Origin of the sequence: Nocardia testacea NBRC 100365, from assembly GCF_000308775.1 — a bacterium.
GTDB classification, from domain to species: Bacteria; Actinomycetota; Actinomycetes; order Mycobacteriales; family Mycobacteriaceae; genus Nocardia; species Nocardia testacea.
The window spans coordinates 25,793-42,307 of the sequence record NZ_BAGJ01000165.1 but is presented as its reverse complement, the minus strand read 5'-3'; the positions used below and the strand labels follow the sequence as shown (position 1 = coordinate 42,307).

Here is a 16,515-nt window from a genome sequence, read left to right as displayed (position 1 = left end):
GTAGACGAGCATGAGTAAGGACAAGTCCGTGGAGAACGGCACCGGGGATACGACGGACTCCGCGGCGGTGACGGGGGACGCCGCGTCGCCCGGCACTGCGGACGCCACACCCGCCGTGGACGGGAAACCCGCCGCGGCTCCGGTGCCGGGCGGTGGTGCGGACCGGTTGCGGAAGGACGTCGGCGGGCAGTCGGCCGACGCGGGCACCGATGCGGGTACGCGGACGTCGCGCGCCGCGGTCGGGATCACCGCCCCGATGATCGCCGTTCTCGTCGCGGCCGCGATCCTGCTGCTGGGCGCGGTGGGGGTGGCCGGCTACCTGTATGTGCGGGAACAGGACAAATCCGAAACACTGGCCGCGTACGAGGACGCGCGGCAGGCGGCCTGCCGTTACGCTCCGGTGCTCGCCAACTACGACGCGAAGAATCTGGACCCGTACTTCGCGGCCGTGGCGGCGGGCGCCACCGGTGACTGGAAGAAGGAGTTCGAGACCACCACCGTGGAACTGCGGGAGGCGCTCGTCGCGGGGCAGGTGGTCTCCACCGCCGGAGATATCCAGTGCGCGGTGAAAACGGCCGACGCGGAGTCGGCCGAGACCGTGGTGGTGATCGGCCAGACCATCACCAGCCTGGGCACGCGGGGACAGCCCGCGCCGGGGCAGCTGAGCATGGTGATGCGGATGCAGAAGATCGACGGGCACTGGCTGGTCGATCAGATGATCACCCCGCTCGCCCCCGGCCCGGCCTCGTGACCGCGGGACCTGCGCTAGTGGGCGGGCCGGCCGTACAGAACCGTCTGCATGAGCAGCGCGACCCGCTCCTGGGAGGCGGTCGCGACCGTCCCGAGCGCGCGGCCCAGGTCGACGACGAGGGCGAAAGCCGCGTGGACGAGGAAACGCGCCTGCGGACCGGAGAGTTCGGGGCGCACCTGCCGGACCAGCCGCGCCCATTCCTCCACGCTCAATCGCTGCACATTGCGCAGCGCGGCCCGCTCCTCGGCGGGTACGTGCTGGAACTCGGTGTAGTAGACGAAGGTGAGTTCCCGTTCGGCGAACGAACCCTCGACGTACTGGTGGATCAGTGAATCCAGTGCCTCACGGGGTCCGGCGGCCCCGGCCACCGCGGGGCCGATCGCGCTGGACACCCGCTCGGCGGCGCGCCGGAAGGCGGCGGCCAGCAGATCGCTCTTACCACGGTAGAAGCGGTATACCGCGGACGCCGCGGACAGGCCCGCCGCGGTGGCGATGTCCTCCACGCTCACATTCGGGTACCCGCGGGCGTGGAAGAGTTCCACCCCCTTGCGGAGCAGCAGTTCATGCTTGAACGATTCCGGGATCTCCACCGGGCGGGCGGGTTCGACGTCCCCGGGCTCCGGGAGGGAGACCGCCGCCAGGTCCATGGCAGTGGAGACGAGGAGCGCGACAAGGGCTTTCGTGGGTAGCGTCGCGTGGTGATCGGCAATGCTCGTGATCACCGACAACAGGGCCACCACCAGCACCTGGCGATCCTGACCGCGCAGTTGCGGACGGTAGGCGGCGAGCTGGGTACCCAGCGCCTCCAGCACCGCGTTCTGCTGGCCGTCCCGGATCTCGCGGTCCGCCGGTTCCAGGTAGCGGCCTTCCCAGCGCACCAGCGCCACGCTGGCCCGGTTGGCCACCGTGACCGCGCTGAGTGCTTCCAGCACCGTCCGCAACCGCTGCTCGGGCGGGGCCGCCGCGGCCTCGGCGTCGAGCCGTACCGATTCGGCCATGGCCTGACCGACCCGTAGCGATTCCTCCTGGAACAGTGCGTACTTACTGGGGTAGTGGCGGTACAGGGCGGCGGAACTGATCCCGAGCCCGCCGGCGATGTCCTCCATGCTCACGCCGTGATACCCCAGCGACCCGAACGCGCTGGCCGCGGCCGCCGCGATCTGGGCGCGCCGATTCTTGGGCCGGCGCCGCACGGGACGAGCCGCCGCGGCACTCTCCTTCTCACCGGTGGCGGCGTCGCTGCCCGGATCGTCGCGACCGTTCGCGCGCACCGCCGGCGCGGACGACCGGACCCGGCGATTGTCGACGCTCATTCCGTAATCCTATCGTCGGGTAACCAGCGACAATGCCACGCACCCCGCGCAGGGCCGTTTCCGGGCGGCCGGCGCGCGGCACGGCCCGGGTTTCCGGCTCGTCACCGGGGTAGCCGCGGGGCCGGGGGCACGAGGACTCCCCCCGCGGGGAGAACACAACCATGGCACAGACCGTCGTCCCCGAGCTCCCGATACGGAGTATCGCAGTGTTCGAAGTGACCGGCGATTCCGGACCGGAGGCATAGCCGGCCCGGAGTGCGCGCCGAAACGTGTCCACTGACCGGGAACGCGACTGGGGCGACCCGGTGCCCCAGGTCACTATCGGCGCAGTCACACAACTCCGCTCCGAACATGGAGGTTCCGATGCCGGCTCTTGGACCGAACGGGCGACCCCAGCACGGTACAGACGAATACAGGCAGATCGAGGCGGCCGCGGCCCCGACCCGGTTCGCGCGCGGCTGGCACTGCCTGGGCCTGGCGAAATCGTTCCGGGACGGGCAACCGCACGAGGTCAAGGCCTTCGGTACCACGCTGGTGGTGTTCCGGTCCGAGACCGACGACACTCTGCACGTACTCGACGCGTACTGCCGGCACATGGGCGGCAATCTGGCCCACGGGTCGGTCAAAGGCGATTCCATCGCCTGCCCGTTCCACGACTGGCGCTGGGGCGGTAACGGTAAGTGCACCGGGATCCCGTACGCCCGGCGGGTACCGCCGCTGGCCCGCACCCGGGCCTGGCCCACGCTGGAACGCAACGGTCAGCTGTTCGTCTGGAACGACCCGCAGGGCAGTAAACCCACCGATGAGGTGACCATCCCGCAGATCGAGGGCTACGACACCCCGGAGTGGACCGACTGGACGTGGAACACCCTGCTGGTCGAAGGGTCGAACTGCCGCGAGATCGTGGACAACGTCGTCGATATGGCGCACTTCTTCTACGTCCACTACTCCTTCCCGCGTTACTTCAAGAACGTCTTCGAAGGGCATGTGGCGACCCAGTACATGCGGTCCACCCCGCGCGGCGATATCAATGTCGGCACCAACTACGACGATCCGGATTCCTCGCTGCGCTCGGACGCCTCGTACTTCGGCCCGTCCTACATGATCGACTGGCTGTGGAACGAGGCGCAGGGCATGACGATCGAGACGGTGCTGATCAACTGCCATTATCCCGTCACGTCGAATTCGTTCGTGCTGCAGTACGGCGCGATGGTGAAGAAACCCCAGGGCATGTCGGACGCCGATGCCGAGGCGATGGCGGCGCAGTTCGCGCGCGGTGTCGAGGTGGGTTTCGAACAGGACGTGAAGATCTGGAAGAACAAGGCGCCCATCGACAATCCGCTGCTCTCCGAGGAGGACGGGCCGGTGTACCAGCTGCGCCGCTGGTACCAGCAGTTCTACGTGGATGTCGAGGACATCACCGAGGACATGACCAAACGGTTCGAATTCGAGATCGATACCGAACGCGCCGTCACCAGCTGGGAGGCGGAGGTCGCCGACAACATCGCCCGCGGCGCGGTACTCGACACCACCACCTGACCCGAACATCCCTCGTGCGCGCCGGGTGAGTACCCGGCGCGCGTTACCTAGGAAACCCATCATGACCAGAGTTCTCGACAATCTCGCGGCGATCGCCGATCAGCTGCGCGACCAGGCGCCGGAAGCCGAACGGCTCGGCCGGCTGCCGGATTCGACCGCGAAACTGCTGAAATCGGCCGGTCCCATCCGGCTGCTGCAGCCGAAGAAGTACGGTGGATTCGAGGCCCACCCGCGGGAGTTCGCCGAATCGGTGATGTCCGCGGCGGCGCTGGACCCGGCCACCGGCTGGATCTGCGGCATCGTCGGGGTCCATCCCTGGCAGCTCGCCTTCGCCGATCCACGGGTGCAGGAAGAAGTATGGGGCGCCGACCACGACACCTGGATGGCGTCGCCCTACGCGCCCACCGGTATCGCCCGCCCGGTGGACGGCGGCTATATCTTCAACGGCCGCTGGCAGTTCAGTTCCGGCACCGATCACTGCGACTGGATCTTCCTCGGCGCCATGCTCGGCGACGCGCAGGGCGGTATCGCGGATCCGCCGACGATGCTGCACATGATCCTGCCCCGCGCCGACTACGAGATCGTCGAGGATTCGTGGAACGTGGTCGGCCTGAAGGGCACCGGTTCCAAGGACATCATCGTGAAAGACGCGTTCGTGCCGTCGTACCGGGTGATGAACGGGGATCACGTCATCGACGGCACCGCTCAGCGCGAATACGGAGTCACCGAGACGCTGTACAAGATGCCGTGGTCGACGATGTTCCCGCTGGGTATCAGCGCGGCCGTTATCGGCATCGCGGAGGGCGCGCTGGCCGCGCACCTGGACTATCAGCGCGGCCGGGTGGGCGCGCAGGGGACGGCGGTCAAGGACGACCCGTACGTGCTGTTCGCGATCAGCGAGGCCGCCGCCGATATCAATGCCGCGCGCCAGGAACTGCTGGCCAATGTGGACCGGATCTGGGGCATCGTCGAATCCGGCGGCGAAGTGGATTTCGCGCTCCGCGCGGCCGGGCGCCGCACCCAGGTGCGGGCCGCCTGGCGGGCGGTGATGGCGGTGGACCAGATCTTCGCCCGGTCGGGCGGTAACGCGCTGCGGATGGACAAACCGCTACAACGGTACTGGCGCGACGCCCACGCCGGCCTCAACCACGCCATCCACGTACCGAGCACCGTGTACCACGCCTCGGCGCTGAGCTCCATGGGATTCGATCCGGCCGAGCATCTGCGCTCGATGATCTGACCGACCGGGGACGAGAGGAACGACAATGACCGATATCAAGAGCCTCGGCTACGTACAGATCCAGACCACGGATATGGCGCGCTGGCGGCAGTTCGCCTTCGACGTGCTCGGCTTCGCGGAGGGCTCGGGACCCGACGAGAACGCGCTCTACCTGCGCATGGACGAACGAGCCGCGCGGATCGTGGTGGTCGCCGGGGAGTCCGACGAGGTGGTGCGGATCGGCTGGGAGGTCCGGGACCACGCGGCGCTGCGCCGGGTGCGGGAGACCGTGTCGAAGGCGGGCATCACGGTGGAGTCGCTGTCGCAGGCCGACGCCGACGCCCGCCGGGTGGAGGAGGCCATCACCTTCACCGACCCCACCGGCGCCACGCTGGAGGTATTCCACGGCCCGGTGCTCGACCACAGCCCGGTGGTGACCCCGTTCGGCGCCCGGTTCGTCACCGGCGCCCAAGGCCTGGGTCATGTGGTGCTGCCGACCATGGACCTGAACGGTGCGTTCGAGTTCTACACCGAGGTCCTCGGCTTCCTGCCTCGCGGCGCGTTCCGGGTGCCGGCGCCGCCGGAGTTCGGGCCGGTGCGTATCCGCTTCCTGGGTGTGAACGAACGCCACCACAGCCTGGCGCTGTGCCCCGCACCGCACGGCGGCGCCCCCGGGCTGGTGCACATCATGGTGGAGGTCGATTCGCTCGACGCGGTGGGCCAGGCGCTGGACCGGGTGGCGAAGGACGGGTTCTCGGTGTCCTCGACGCTGGGCCGGCATACCAACGACAAGATGGTGTCGTTCTATGTGCGCGCCCCCGGCGGCTGGGATATCGAGTTCGGGACCGCCGGGATGAAGGTCGACGAGAAGTACTACACCGCGGAGGAGATCACCGCGGACAGCTACTGGGGCCACGACTGGTCCGGAAGCGAACCACTGGCAGCGATGTAAGCACGGCGCCGAAAGAGCCGAGGCCCCGGACGGGCCTCGGCTCTTTGCGCGTCTTGTGAGACCGGCGAACGGAACGTCCCGGTCGGCCCTCTGTGCACACGGTTGAAGCGGCCTCCCGGGCCGGGCGTACCGCCCGGTTCGGGAGGCCGTTCGTGATTTTCGGCCAACCTTTGCGATTCGTGTGACAGCTGCCACAAGGGAATGCTACTAATAGGAATATGCCTATTCGGCATATTCGATTGGGCATCAGCTCGTAGACCCAATGGAGGGCTCATGACTATCCAGGCCGACGCCGCCGCCACCCCGAGCGCTGTGCTCGACCGCGTATCGCTGGTTCTCGACGCGTTCGAGGGACCCGGGCGTCTCACACTCGCGCAGATCGTGCGCCGCACCGGGCTACCCCGGTCCTCGGCGCACCGCATCCTGGAGCGGCTGGTCCAGCTGCGCTGGCTGCGGCGCGACGGCCGGGACTACGAACTGGGCCTGCGGCTGATGGAACTGGGCTCGCTGGCCGTGCACCAGGACCGGCTGCACCGCGCCGCCGTACCCTTCCTGCACGAACTGCACCGAACCACCGGATACGTGGTGCACCTGGCCGTGCTCGACGGCACGGACGTGGTGTACCTGGACAAGGTCGGCGGACGGCTGGCGGGCGCGGTACCGACCCGGGTCGGGGGGCGCCAGCCCGCGCATTGTACGGCGGTGGGCAAAGCCATCCTCGCCTACGCCGACGGTGAGCGCGGCAATGTGTTCGGCGCCGGACCCGTGCGGCCGAAGACGCGATACTCCATCGCCACCGCCGCGCAGCTGCGGGCCGAGCTGGCCAAGGTCCGCGCACACGGTATCGCCTTCGAACGCGAGGAATCACTGGCCGGATTCGGATGCGTGGCGGCCCCGGTCGGGGAGATCGGACAGGCGGTGGCCGCGGTATCGATCTGCGGACCGGTGGACCGGATGAGCTTCGATCACCGAGCGGCCGCGCCGGTGCGGATGACCGCGCTGGGGATCTGGCGCAATGTCGAGGACGGCCGGGTCCGGGTGCACCCCACGCTGCAACAGGCGCGTCCCCTGGGAACGGTGCCGCGGCCCCGGGCGGCGGCGGCCCTGCAGTACGTCTGACCGGTAACGGAGACGTGCCCGTTCAGCTACCGGCCTGACGGCGATCACCCAGCCTGCGCATCAGCGCGACCAGGCTCAGACCGAACGCGGGCGCCATATCGACGCCGCGAACCAGCGCACCGCGCCAGCGAGGCATCACGCGGAAGATCTGGCGGCTGTCCATCAACGCCATACCCGCGCGGGCGACGGCGTCCTCGTCCATCGGCTTCGGCCCGGCGAACAGCAGCGCCGCGCCGGGGTCCGCCGCCCTGTCGGTCACCATATGGGTGCCGACCACATCGGGGCACAGGGCGCGGACCCGGATAGGTAGCCCGGCGTGCCGGAGGTCGCCCTGTACAGAGGTCGTATAGGACAGGACGGCCGCCTTGGTCGCGGCGTACAGCGCGAGACCCGGTACCGGTGTGAGCGCCGAGAGCGACGCGATATTCAACACGACCCCGCCCGCCTGCCCCATCTGCGCGATCGCGGCCGCGGTCCCCGCCACGACACCGCGGATGTTCACGTCCAGGATGGTGGCGATCTCCTCGTCCGGATGGGTCCAGGCGTCGCCCGCGAACAGCACTCCGGCATTGTTCACCCACACCGCCGGACGCCCCAGTGCCGCGGCCTTTTCGGCGACCTCGCGGTGGGAAGCGATATCGCGGACATCCTGCCGGAACCCGACCGCACCCCGGCCGATCTCGGCGGCGGCTCGCCGCACGGCGTCACCGTCGATATCGGTCAGCACGACCAGATGGCCCGCATCGGCGAGGTGACGGGCGAAGGCGAATCCGATACCGCGGCCGGCGCCGGTGACGACTGCTGTGGTGGTCATGGGACGACGCTAAGCCGGATGCGCTGTCGACCGCCAGTGCAGCTTCGCCGCAGAGTGGTCACGGAGCGCTCTACCCCTCCGGAACCAAGTTCTTCTGCACGAAGAGGTTCTTCGACGAAAGCGCCGGCAAGGTCGTCGTCGAACACCTCGCGCGGACCCGCGCCGACGATTCCCACGCCGGAACCGACGCAGAGGGCTCGACGCTGCGCGACGGTACGTGGTACGACGCCGAAGCAAACCTGCGCTACCCCCAAGAACCAGGCGGTTGGTACGGCCCCTCCGAGGTGCTGGTCTACGACCTGCTGGGCCGCAGACCGAACAACCGCTGGCCAACGCGCCGCCAGCCGCCCCCGGCGCTACCCGATAACCATCCCTGTCCGGCCCGGGCGGGCCGGTTACGCAGCCCGGCCGGTCGACCGTGACCGAGAGGGCACGCTCACCAGTGACCGATGGCGCGGGATCCGACATTTCAGCGGCCCTGCAAGTTCTACGTGAGCGCGCTCGTCCCGGCCTGCCCCCTACCGGGACGCAAGGGTCGCGCGCACCATTTCCCAGATCTCCGTGCGCGCGGTTCGGGTGACCGCGAGGGCGGGGATCGTCAGGAACCCGTGGAACAAGCCGTCGTAGCGCCGGTGTCGCACCGCGACACCGGCTTCGGTGAGCAGGCTCGCGTAGTTGTCGCCGGAGGAGCAGGGTGGGTCGAGTTCGGCGGTGATCACCACCGCGGGCGGCAGCCCGGCCAGGGTGTCCGCGCGGGTCGGCACCAGGCGGGGGTCCGCGGTGCCGTGTGGTGCGTACTGCTGCCAGTACCAGCGCATCGCCGCGGCGGTGTTGTAGTACCCGCTGCCGTAGCGCCGGTAGGACTCGGTGTCGAAATCGTCGTCGATCACCGGGTAGAGCAGTAGTTGCGCGGCGATCGCAGGCCCGTGCTGATCGCGGGCCGCTATGGCCACGGTGGCGGCGAGATTGCCGCCGGCGCTGTCCCCGGCGACCACGAGCGCGGCGGGATCGCCACCGTATTCGGGGGCGTGTTCGGCGGCCCAGACGAGCGCGGCATACATGTCCTCGTGTGCGGCGGGCGCGGGATGTTCGGGGGCGAGCCGGTAATCCACCGACACCACTACCGCGCCTACCCCCTCTGCCATCGCGCGGCAGACCTCGTCATGGCTGTCCAGATCGCAGAATACGAACCCGCCGCCGTGCGCGAACACGATCACCGGGAGCGCCGAGGCGTCGTGCCGGGGCCGGTAGACCCGGAGGGGCAGCGGGCCGCCCGGTCCGTCGACGGTGAGGTTCGAGACGTCACTCATGGCGGGCAGCCACTGCAACGGTGCGCGGCGGGACCTGATGATCGCCCGCAGTTCGGGGGCCGACAGGGTGGTGACGTCCGGGAAGCCGCTGTCCAGGGCGGCGAGCATCGAGGCCACCTCGGGAAGCAGTCCGGGCTCCGCGTCGCGTACGGCTCCTGATTCCATCTGCGGCCTCCTCGATTCTCGTGGCCGGTAGTGCCCGGCCCTACAGTTGGTCGGGCCACCGTAGGTCGGCGAAAGCGCGGACGGAGTCGCGTCTCCCGGAGAGTGGACCGGTACCGGCCGGACTGCCGGCTACGGCCATACCGTGGCGCGATGGGTGCAGCGAAGGTCTATATCGTCGACCGGATCGAGACGATGCCCGGCCGCGCGAGGGAATTCGTGGACCGCTATCTCGCCGAGTACGTCCCCGGGGCGATCGCGCGGGGGATGGTCCTCGACCGGGTGCTGGTGGCGCCGCCGCTCTGGCTCGACGACCGGCCCAATACGGTCACCGTGACCTGGGAACTCGACGGTCCCACCGGCTGGTGGCAGATGACCTGGCGAAGCCGGCCCGACCCGGAGCCGGCCCGATGGTGGGCCGGGGTCGAGCACCTGATCGCCCGGCGGACCCGTGAGTCGGCCGCCGCGGCCGGCGATATCGAGGCGCTCGCCGATGTATGAGATCACCCGGCTGATCCATCTGGTCCCCGATGTTGCCCCGGGCGCGCTCGATAGCCTGCTCGCCGAGCTACGGGCCGCAGTCGGCGGGGCGCGGCGCGCGTTGATCGAACCGACGCTGCCCGGGGTTCGCAACGGCGGCGATATCCTGCTGCGTCTGAGCTTCGCGGAACCGGCGGTGGGGCGGTCGGCAGCGGCCCTGCTGACGGAGCTGTACGACCGGCCGGAGGTGCTGCGCGTCGCCGGGACCGACCACGGTCCCGGCGTGCACGGTGTGGCCGGGCCGAGCAGTCCGGGCACGGTGTACCGCACCCTGCTGTTGCGTGTGGACCCGGCCACGCCGCCGCAGGCGCTGGCCGAATTCGAGGCCGACCTGCTGCGAATGCCCCGATATATATCCACCATCCGCGCCTGGCGGTTGAGCCGGGCGCTCCGGGCCGAGGGCGCCGTGCAGTGGACACACATCTGGGAGCAGGAGTTCAGCGATCTCGACGGCCTGACGGGCGCCTACCTCGCGCATCCGGTGCACTGGGGTCTGGTGGACCGCTGGTTCGACCCGGAATGCCCGGAGGCCGTCGTCCGCGACCGGGTCTGCCACAGCTACTGCGTCCGTACGACACCGGTGCTGACCTGACCGGTTCCCGCCGGGTCACTCCTGCGGCCCGGTGCGGGTGCCGGCGTTCGGCGTTGTTTCCGATCGTACCGAGCCGGCCCCGCCGAGCGCGCGCCTGCGCTGCCGAGTGCCCGGTCCGCGGTGGCGGACCGGCGCCGGGCGATCGCGATCGGCGAGTAGGCCCAGCCGGGTTCGGATTTCGCGGCCGCCGCGTCCACGGCGGCGCTGCGCTCGAGCCGTTCGCGTTTACCGATTCTAGGAAACTCCGCTGATCAGCGTTGGTTTCGCCAGCACTATATTGTTTTTCGTCCGCACGCACGGTACTGAGAGTCCGGCACTGTCGCCGATCGTCTGAAGGTTTCACTTCGATCGAATAGTGCCGTATGTCGACCACGTCCCCGGAGCCAGGAGAGACCGATCGAGTTCGACACCCTATCGGCCGAACGAACGATCTCCAGCACTGCCGACTTCGCCCGGGGCATCCGTGAATCGGTCGTGGAGGCCCGGCGTCTCGCCTCGAGTCGGCCAGCAGTGCTCTCGACTCGCTTACGACGCCACACCGGCCGGACCGCGCCGGCTGCGCCGACGAACTCACCCGCCGACTCGACCCGACGCTCACCGAGGTCGGCGCTCCGGTTTCTGCCTTGCTGCCCGACAGTGTGATCAACGAGAGGAAACCTCATTGGCCGGTCTGGATCGCGGCGAGCTCAACGCGAGAATGCTGGAGGCAGCCAGACGCCTCGCCGCCGCGCTCGTCGACAGCGGCACCCCGCGGGTCAGCGAAAGACATCGTGAATACTCACACGTGATACAAGCGGGTCTCGACCGCACCACTCGCGCCGGCGAGCAGAGCACGGCGGACATCGACAGAGCTGGTTCGGCCCAGAGCGATCGCGCCGCTGTGCGCGCGGAAACCGGCGCGCATGTGCGGGAACCGGTCTCCGGGCAGGACTCGACCGCCGGGACCGGATCGACGAACACCTTCGGTGAGGATCGGACACAACCCGACGGTCGCGAGCTGTTCGAGATCTCTTCCGAGGAGGCCCGGGAGCTATATGAGAGGGTCCGGGATCGGGAACCGGATTTCGAGGGGAGCGACAACTGGGTGACTCGGGTCGAGTCGAGCGCAGGCCCGGCCGTGGTCAGATTCGAGACGGGCCGGCCCATCGAGACTTTCGTGAAGCATTGGTTGCCGGAGAGCACGGCCATGCGCTATGGAAGTGAGTGCGGTGTGCGAACCCCCAGGCTGCTCTACGCCGGCACAGACCCCGCTACCGGCAAGAATTTCATGGTCATGCAGTACGTCAGCGGCGAAACTCGTAATTTCATCGACCCCGAACTGATGAATTGGTTCCCTGATCTTCTGGATCAGGTGAAGTTGATCTCTTCGCATCCGATACCGGCGGGGATGGAAATGGATATCCCGACGTGGCAGCAACATATGATCCAGCATGCCGACAACGCATTTCACAATCTGCCACCGGAACATCGCGCGAGATTGGATCAGCTCGGACTCGGGCCGTTGTCGGATTATTTCCGGCCCGATCCCGGCCGCGCCGGTGAGCCGACCTTCTTCGGCCACAACGATCTCTATATGGGCAACCTCCAGTTCGATGCACAGGGAAAACCGTGGATTCTCGATTGGTCGTGCGCCGGGCCCAGCGATCCGCTCTACAACGCACAGTTCTTCCTCGGTCGTTCTCTGCCATTCACCGGGGAGACACTCGGTGCAGCCACCGACATGTGGCTTGATCGAGTACCACTCGGCAACCCCGATGTCGATGCCGAGGCGATCCTGCGAACGTATCGAGACATGGAAGACTGGCGAGGAATGGCACTGGTCGCTGGGAAAGTGCCACGTACAATCGCCGAGGACCCCAGCAAAATCGATCACTGGACCGACTTCTACGATCTCCGGTTGTCTCGACATTCCGAACCGCCCTGGCCCAACCTGTCACGAGATGAAGTGACCGATATGCTCCGCGGGTGGGAGTGAGGATCTCGAGCGGCAACCCATGCTCTCGCCCAGGCCCCCACACCGGACCGAGTAGCCTCAGCGCCGCCCGGGATCCTCGTCCTTGACCCGCTGCTCGACCTCGCGCCAGCGTCCCGGGGTGGGGTGCGGATAGTCGGCCGATTCGTCGCGTTCGGCCGCCACCAGCGCGGACTCGGCCGCGTCGATATCGTCGATCAGCTGCTGGGCGAGGTCGCGTTCGGAGGCGTAGTACCGCTGCGCCCACTGCAACACTATCTGCGAGTACGCCCAGCCCGGCTCGGATTTCGCGGCCGCCGCGTCCACGGCGGCACTGCGTTCGAGCCGTTCGGCGTCGGCGATATGGTCGCGCAGGATCTCCTTGAGCCGGTCCGGCGAACTCAGATGCCCGAACATGATCCGCAGCATCACATGATGTTTCAGCATCGGCGGGTCGACCGGCGCGCTGTTGGTCCAGGCGGTGACAGCGGCCCGGCCGGCCGGGGTGATCCGGTAGAGACGGCGGCCGCGCATGGCGTTGTCGGCGTCGACCCGCGAATGCGCGAACCCGTGCCGTTCCAGCTTCTTCAGCTCCGAGTAGATCTGGCTGTAGGAGGGGCTCCAGTAGAAATAGCGGATACTCCAGTCCGCCCATTTCTTCAGGTCGTACCCGGAGATCTCCTCTTCGTAGGAGAGCATGGCGAGCACCGCCCAGCTGGTCGGCGGCAGGTTGATCTGCGCCTGTTCGGGTTCGCTCGTCGTCATTCGCCGAATGCTATCAGTGGTCATATACCGGTCCGGCATATGACTACCGCCGAAGCGGCCGGACACGCCGACGCTCACCGGTCGACCAGGTCGAAACCTTTGTACTCGGCCGCCGCGACCTCGGCGATGATCTCGCCGTACACCCCGAAACCGCTCACGAACGGCATGAAGACCCGCGGTTTGCCCGGGATGTTGGCCCCCAGGTACCAGGAGTTGGCCTGGGTCATCAGGGTCCCGGACGCCCGCTCGGCGCATTCGGCGACCCAGGCCGCCGCCGCGTCCGCGCGGGCCTCGAGCGCGGCGGCTCCGCGCCCGTCGACGAACGCGATCGCCTCGGCCACCCAGTCCACGTGCAGTTCCGAGTGCAGCACCATATTGGCCAGCACCGAGGGGCTGCCCGGGCCGGTGAGGTTGAACAGATTGGGGAAGCCGGGGACACCGAGGCCCAGGTAGTTCACCGGACCCGCCGCCCACGCCTCGTTCAGGGTCTGCCCGTCGCGCCCGGTGATCGCGATCTTGGCGACCGAACCCGTCATGGCGTCGAATCCGGTGGCCAGCACCAGGGTGTCCAGCAGGAAGTACGCCTGGGTGGTGTGCAGGCCGCCCGCGTCGATCCGGGCGATCGGGGTGGCGCGCAGGTCCACCAGCTGCACGTTCTCCCGGTTGAAGGTGCGGTAGTAGTTCGTATCGGTGCAGATGCGTTTGGTGCCGATGGGGTGGTCGCGGGGGATCAGCAGCTCGGCGACCCGGGGGTCGTCGAGCTCGGCGCGGATCTTCTCCTCCCAGAACCGCCGGGCGGTCTCGTTGGCGGCGGGGTCGGTGAGCTGGTCGGGGAATGTTTTGCTGAACAGCACACCGCCCAGCTGCCAGCGCTGTTCATAGGCGGCGCGCCGCTCTTCCTCGGTCACCTCCAGCGCGGATTTCGGGTGGGCGCGGTGCGGTGAGCCGCCGCCGCTGGCCATCGACAGGCGTCGGCGCCGCGCGTAGTCGGCCTTCTGCGCGCGCCGGGTGTCGTCGTCGAGCTCGGTGTTGCCGGCGGGCACGCTGTAGTTGGCGGTGCGCTGGAAGACGTGCAGGCGCGCGGCCTGTTCGGCGAGCACGGGGATCGCCTGGATACCCGAGGAGCCGGTGCCGATCACGCCGACCCGCTGTCCGGTGAGGTCGACGCCCTCGTGCGGCCAGGCCGAGGTGTGCAGCAGTCGCCCGGCGAAGGTGTCGAGGCCCTCGATCGCCGGAGTGTTGGCATTCGACAGCGGTCCGGTGGCCAGCACCACGAACCGGGCGGTGACGCGGCTTCCGGTATCGGTGTCCACCTGCCAGGTCAGCGACGTCTCGTCGAGACGGATATCGGTCACCCGGGTACCGAATTCGATATCGCGGCGCAGATCGAAGCGGTCGGCCACATGTTCGAGATAGGCCAGGATCTCCGGTTGCGCCGCGTACTTCTCGCTCCAGTTCCATTCCTGCTGGAGGTCTTCGTCGAACGAGTAGGAGTAGTCCACGCTCTCCACATCGCAGCGGGCGCCGGGGTAGCGGTTCCAGTACCAGACTCCGCCCACGCCGTCGGCGGCCTCGAACACTCGCACCGTGAGGCCGCGGCTGCGGAACCGGTGCAGCGCGTACAACCCGGCGATACCCGCGCCGACGACCGCCACATCGACTCGGGTCCGGCCGGGTGACGAGGGTTTTCCGGGGTTCACAGTGCCTCCAACTGCTCGGGTGTCCGGTGCTCTGCAGCGACGGTAGGGACGGGCCGCGCCTGCGGGACGCTCGTCTCCCGCTGACCGGCACATTCACCGGATCGCGCCGGTTCTCCCGGTCACCGGGAGATACGTTCGCCCGCACCGGGCACCGGCCCTACCGTCGGCCTCGGCAGGAGCCGGCAGCGCGAGGAGGCGGTGGAGCAGTGGTGGACTTCGACGACGAAGTGGATGTGCTGGTGGCGGGGTCCGGCGGCGGACTCGCCGGCGCATACACCGCGGCCCGGGAGGGGTTGTCGGTCGCGGTGGTGGAAGCGACCGACAAATTCGGTGGTACCACCGCGTATTCCGGGGGCGGCGGGGTGTGGTTCCCGTGCAATCCCGTGCTGGAGCGCGCCGGTACCGACGACACCCTCGATGACGCGCTCACCTATTTCCGCGCGGTCGTGGGCGACCGCACCCCGGCCGAGCTGCAGGAAACCTATGTGCGCCGCGGTCGCGACCTCATCGAATACCTGGAAAGCGATGAGCGTTTCGAATTCCAGATGTATCCGTGGCCGGACTATTTCGGCGCGGCCCCGAAAGCGCGGACGGATGGGGAGCGCCATATCGTCCCGGTACCGCTGCCCGCCGCCGAACTCGGCGACCTGCGCGACCAGCTGCGCGGCCCGTTGGACACCGACCGGCTCGGCGCCGAACCGCCGGAACTCCTGATCGGCGGGCAGGCACTGATCGGCCGTTTCCTGCGCGCCCTGGTGGCCTATCCGGACGTCCGGCTGTATCGCAACGCGGCCCTCGCGGAGTTGATCGTCGAGGACGGCGCGGTGATCGGCGCGCGGATCGAACGACCCGACGGACCGATCGCGATCCGGGCCCGGCGCGGCGTGATCCTGGCGGCGGGCGGGTTCGAGGGCAACGACGAGATGCGACGGCACTACGGGGTGCCCGGCGCCGCCCGCGACACCATGGGCCCGCCCGGCAACCAGGGGAAGGCGCACCGGGCCGGTATCGCGGCCGGTGCCGATACCGATCTGATGGACCAGGCATGGTGGTCGCCCGGACTCACCCACCCCGACGGGCGGTCGGCCTTCGCGCTGTGGTTCACCGGTGGGATCTTCGTCGACCAGGACGGTAAGCGGTTCGTCAACGAATCCGCGCCCTACGACCGGCTCGGCCGGGCGGCCATCGAACGGCTGCGCGCCGGTGAGCTGACCCTGCCGTTCTGGATGATCTACGACGACCGGGACGGGGTCAGGCCGCCGGTGCAGGCCACCAATGTGTCCATGGTCGAGACCGAGAAGTACGAGGCCGCCGGATTGTGGCATACCGCCGGGACGCTCGACGAGCTGGCCGCGGCCATCGGTGTCCCCGCGGCGAACCTCGTCGAAACCGTGCAGCGGTACAACGCGCTGGTGGCCGCGGGCGCCGATACCGATTTCGGGCGCGGTGACGAGGCCTACGACCGGGCCTTCTCCGCGGGCGAGCTGCCGCTGGTCCCGATCGAGCGGGGACCCTTCCACGCCGCCGCCTTCGGCCTGTCCGACCTCGGGACCAAGGGCGGTCTGCGAACCGATCGCGCCGCCCGGGTGCTGGACCGCGACGCGACGCCGATCCCCGGCCTGTACGCCGCGGGTAACACCATGGCCGCGGTCAGCGGCACCGTCTACCCCGGCGGCGGCAATCCGATCGGCGCCTCGATGCTGTTCGCCCACCTCGCCGTACTCGACATCCTCGGCCGTTGACGCCGACCGCCGCGAACCGTGCCGTGCCGGCCGGACCCCGCGGCCC

14 protein-coding genes are annotated in these 16,515 nt (G+C 68.7%); 9 read left to right on the top strand and 5 right to left on the bottom strand.

Annotation, left to right across the window (positions count from 1 at the left end):
• Positions 1-10 precede the first annotated feature (10 nt).
• Positions 11-751, top strand: coding sequence for a hypothetical protein (locus ON38_RS36845; RefSeq protein WP_051165057.1), 741 nt, complete (start codon positions 11-13; stop codon positions 749-751).
• Positions 752-765: 14 nt separating this feature from the next.
• On the opposite strand, the gene ON38_RS22085 is transcribed toward ON38_RS36845, so the two are convergent.
• Positions 766-2,064: a TetR/AcrR family transcriptional regulator gene (locus ON38_RS22085; protein WP_083873010.1), complete on the bottom strand. Its 1,299-nt coding sequence runs from the start codon at positions 2,062-2,064 to the stop codon at positions 766-768.
• A 363-nt stretch (positions 2,065-2,427) separates the two neighbouring features.
• Here ON38_RS22085 and ON38_RS22080 point away from each other — a divergent pair, with 363 nt between their 5' ends.
• From ON38_RS22080 to ON38_RS22065, 4 genes are all read left to right on the top strand, one after another.
• Entirely contained in the window at positions 2,428-3,603 is a 1,176-nt protein-coding gene (locus ON38_RS22080; RefSeq protein ID WP_039826875.1) for a 3-ketosteroid-9-alpha-monooxygenase, oxygenase component, read from the top strand.
• Positions 3,604-3,661: 58 nt separating this feature from the next.
• Positions 3,662-4,843, top strand: coding sequence for an acyl-CoA dehydrogenase family protein (locus ON38_RS22075; protein WP_174372450.1), 1,182 nt, complete (start codon positions 3,662-3,664; stop codon positions 4,841-4,843).
• Between the two features lie 25 nt (positions 4,844-4,868).
• Positions 4,869-5,774, top strand: coding sequence for a biphenyl-2,3-diol 1,2-dioxygenase (gene bphC, locus ON38_RS22070; RefSeq protein WP_039826831.1), 906 nt, complete (start codon positions 4,869-4,871; stop codon positions 5,772-5,774).
• A 273-nt stretch (positions 5,775-6,047) separates the two neighbouring features.
• Complete coding sequence (locus tag ON38_RS22065) at positions 6,048-6,893, top strand: IclR family transcriptional regulator (protein WP_039826830.1); 846 nt, start codon at positions 6,048-6,050, stop codon at positions 6,891-6,893.
• A gap of 22 nt (positions 6,894-6,915) precedes the next feature.
• On the opposite strand, the gene ON38_RS22060 is transcribed toward ON38_RS22065, so the two are convergent.
• On the bottom strand, positions 6,916-7,707 hold the full coding sequence (locus tag ON38_RS22060; protein WP_039826829.1) for an SDR family oxidoreductase: 792 nt from the start codon (positions 7,705-7,707) through the stop codon (positions 6,916-6,918).
• A 518-nt stretch (positions 7,708-8,225) separates the two neighbouring features.
• Entirely contained in the window at positions 8,226-9,182 is a 957-nt protein-coding gene (locus ON38_RS22055) for an alpha/beta hydrolase (protein ID WP_051165056.1), read from the bottom strand.
• A gap of 150 nt (positions 9,183-9,332) precedes the next feature.
• Here ON38_RS22055 and ON38_RS22050 point away from each other — a divergent pair, with 150 nt between their 5' ends.
• The 3 genes from ON38_RS22050 to ON38_RS22035 all read left to right on the top strand — a co-directional run bounded on the left by ON38_RS22050 (position 9,333) and on the right by ON38_RS22035 (position 12,286).
• Positions 9,333-9,680 (top strand): hypothetical protein, encoded by a 348-nt coding sequence (locus tag ON38_RS22050; protein ID WP_039826828.1) that lies wholly within the window; start codon positions 9,333-9,335, stop codon positions 9,678-9,680.
• A complete protein-coding gene (locus ON38_RS22045) occupies positions 9,673-10,311 on the top strand; it encodes a Dabb family protein (RefSeq protein WP_039826827.1) in 639 nt (212 codons plus the stop codon). Before ON38_RS22050 ends, ON38_RS22045 begins: the two co-directional genes overlap by 8 nt.
• A 661-nt stretch (positions 10,312-10,972) precedes the next feature.
• Complete coding sequence (locus tag ON38_RS22035) at positions 10,973-12,286, top strand: phosphotransferase family protein (RefSeq protein WP_083873008.1); 1,314 nt, start codon at positions 10,973-10,975, stop codon at positions 12,284-12,286.
• Between the two features lie 57 nt (positions 12,287-12,343).
• On the opposite strand, the gene ON38_RS22030 is transcribed toward ON38_RS22035, so the two are convergent.
• Positions 12,344-13,027 (bottom strand): PadR family transcriptional regulator, encoded by a 684-nt coding sequence (locus ON38_RS22030; protein WP_039826824.1) that lies wholly within the window; start codon positions 13,025-13,027, stop codon positions 12,344-12,346.
• A 74-nt stretch (positions 13,028-13,101) separates the two neighbouring features.
• A complete protein-coding gene (locus ON38_RS22025; RefSeq protein ID WP_039826823.1) occupies positions 13,102-14,727 on the bottom strand; it encodes a flavin-containing monooxygenase in 1,626 nt (541 codons plus the stop codon).
• A gap of 206 nt (positions 14,728-14,933) precedes the next feature.
• Between ON38_RS22025 and ON38_RS22020 the strand changes: the two genes are divergently transcribed.
• Positions 14,934-16,469 (top strand): FAD-binding protein, encoded by a 1,536-nt coding sequence (locus ON38_RS22020; RefSeq protein WP_039826822.1) that lies wholly within the window; start codon positions 14,934-14,936, stop codon positions 16,467-16,469.
• Positions 16,470-16,515: the final 46 nt, after the last annotated feature.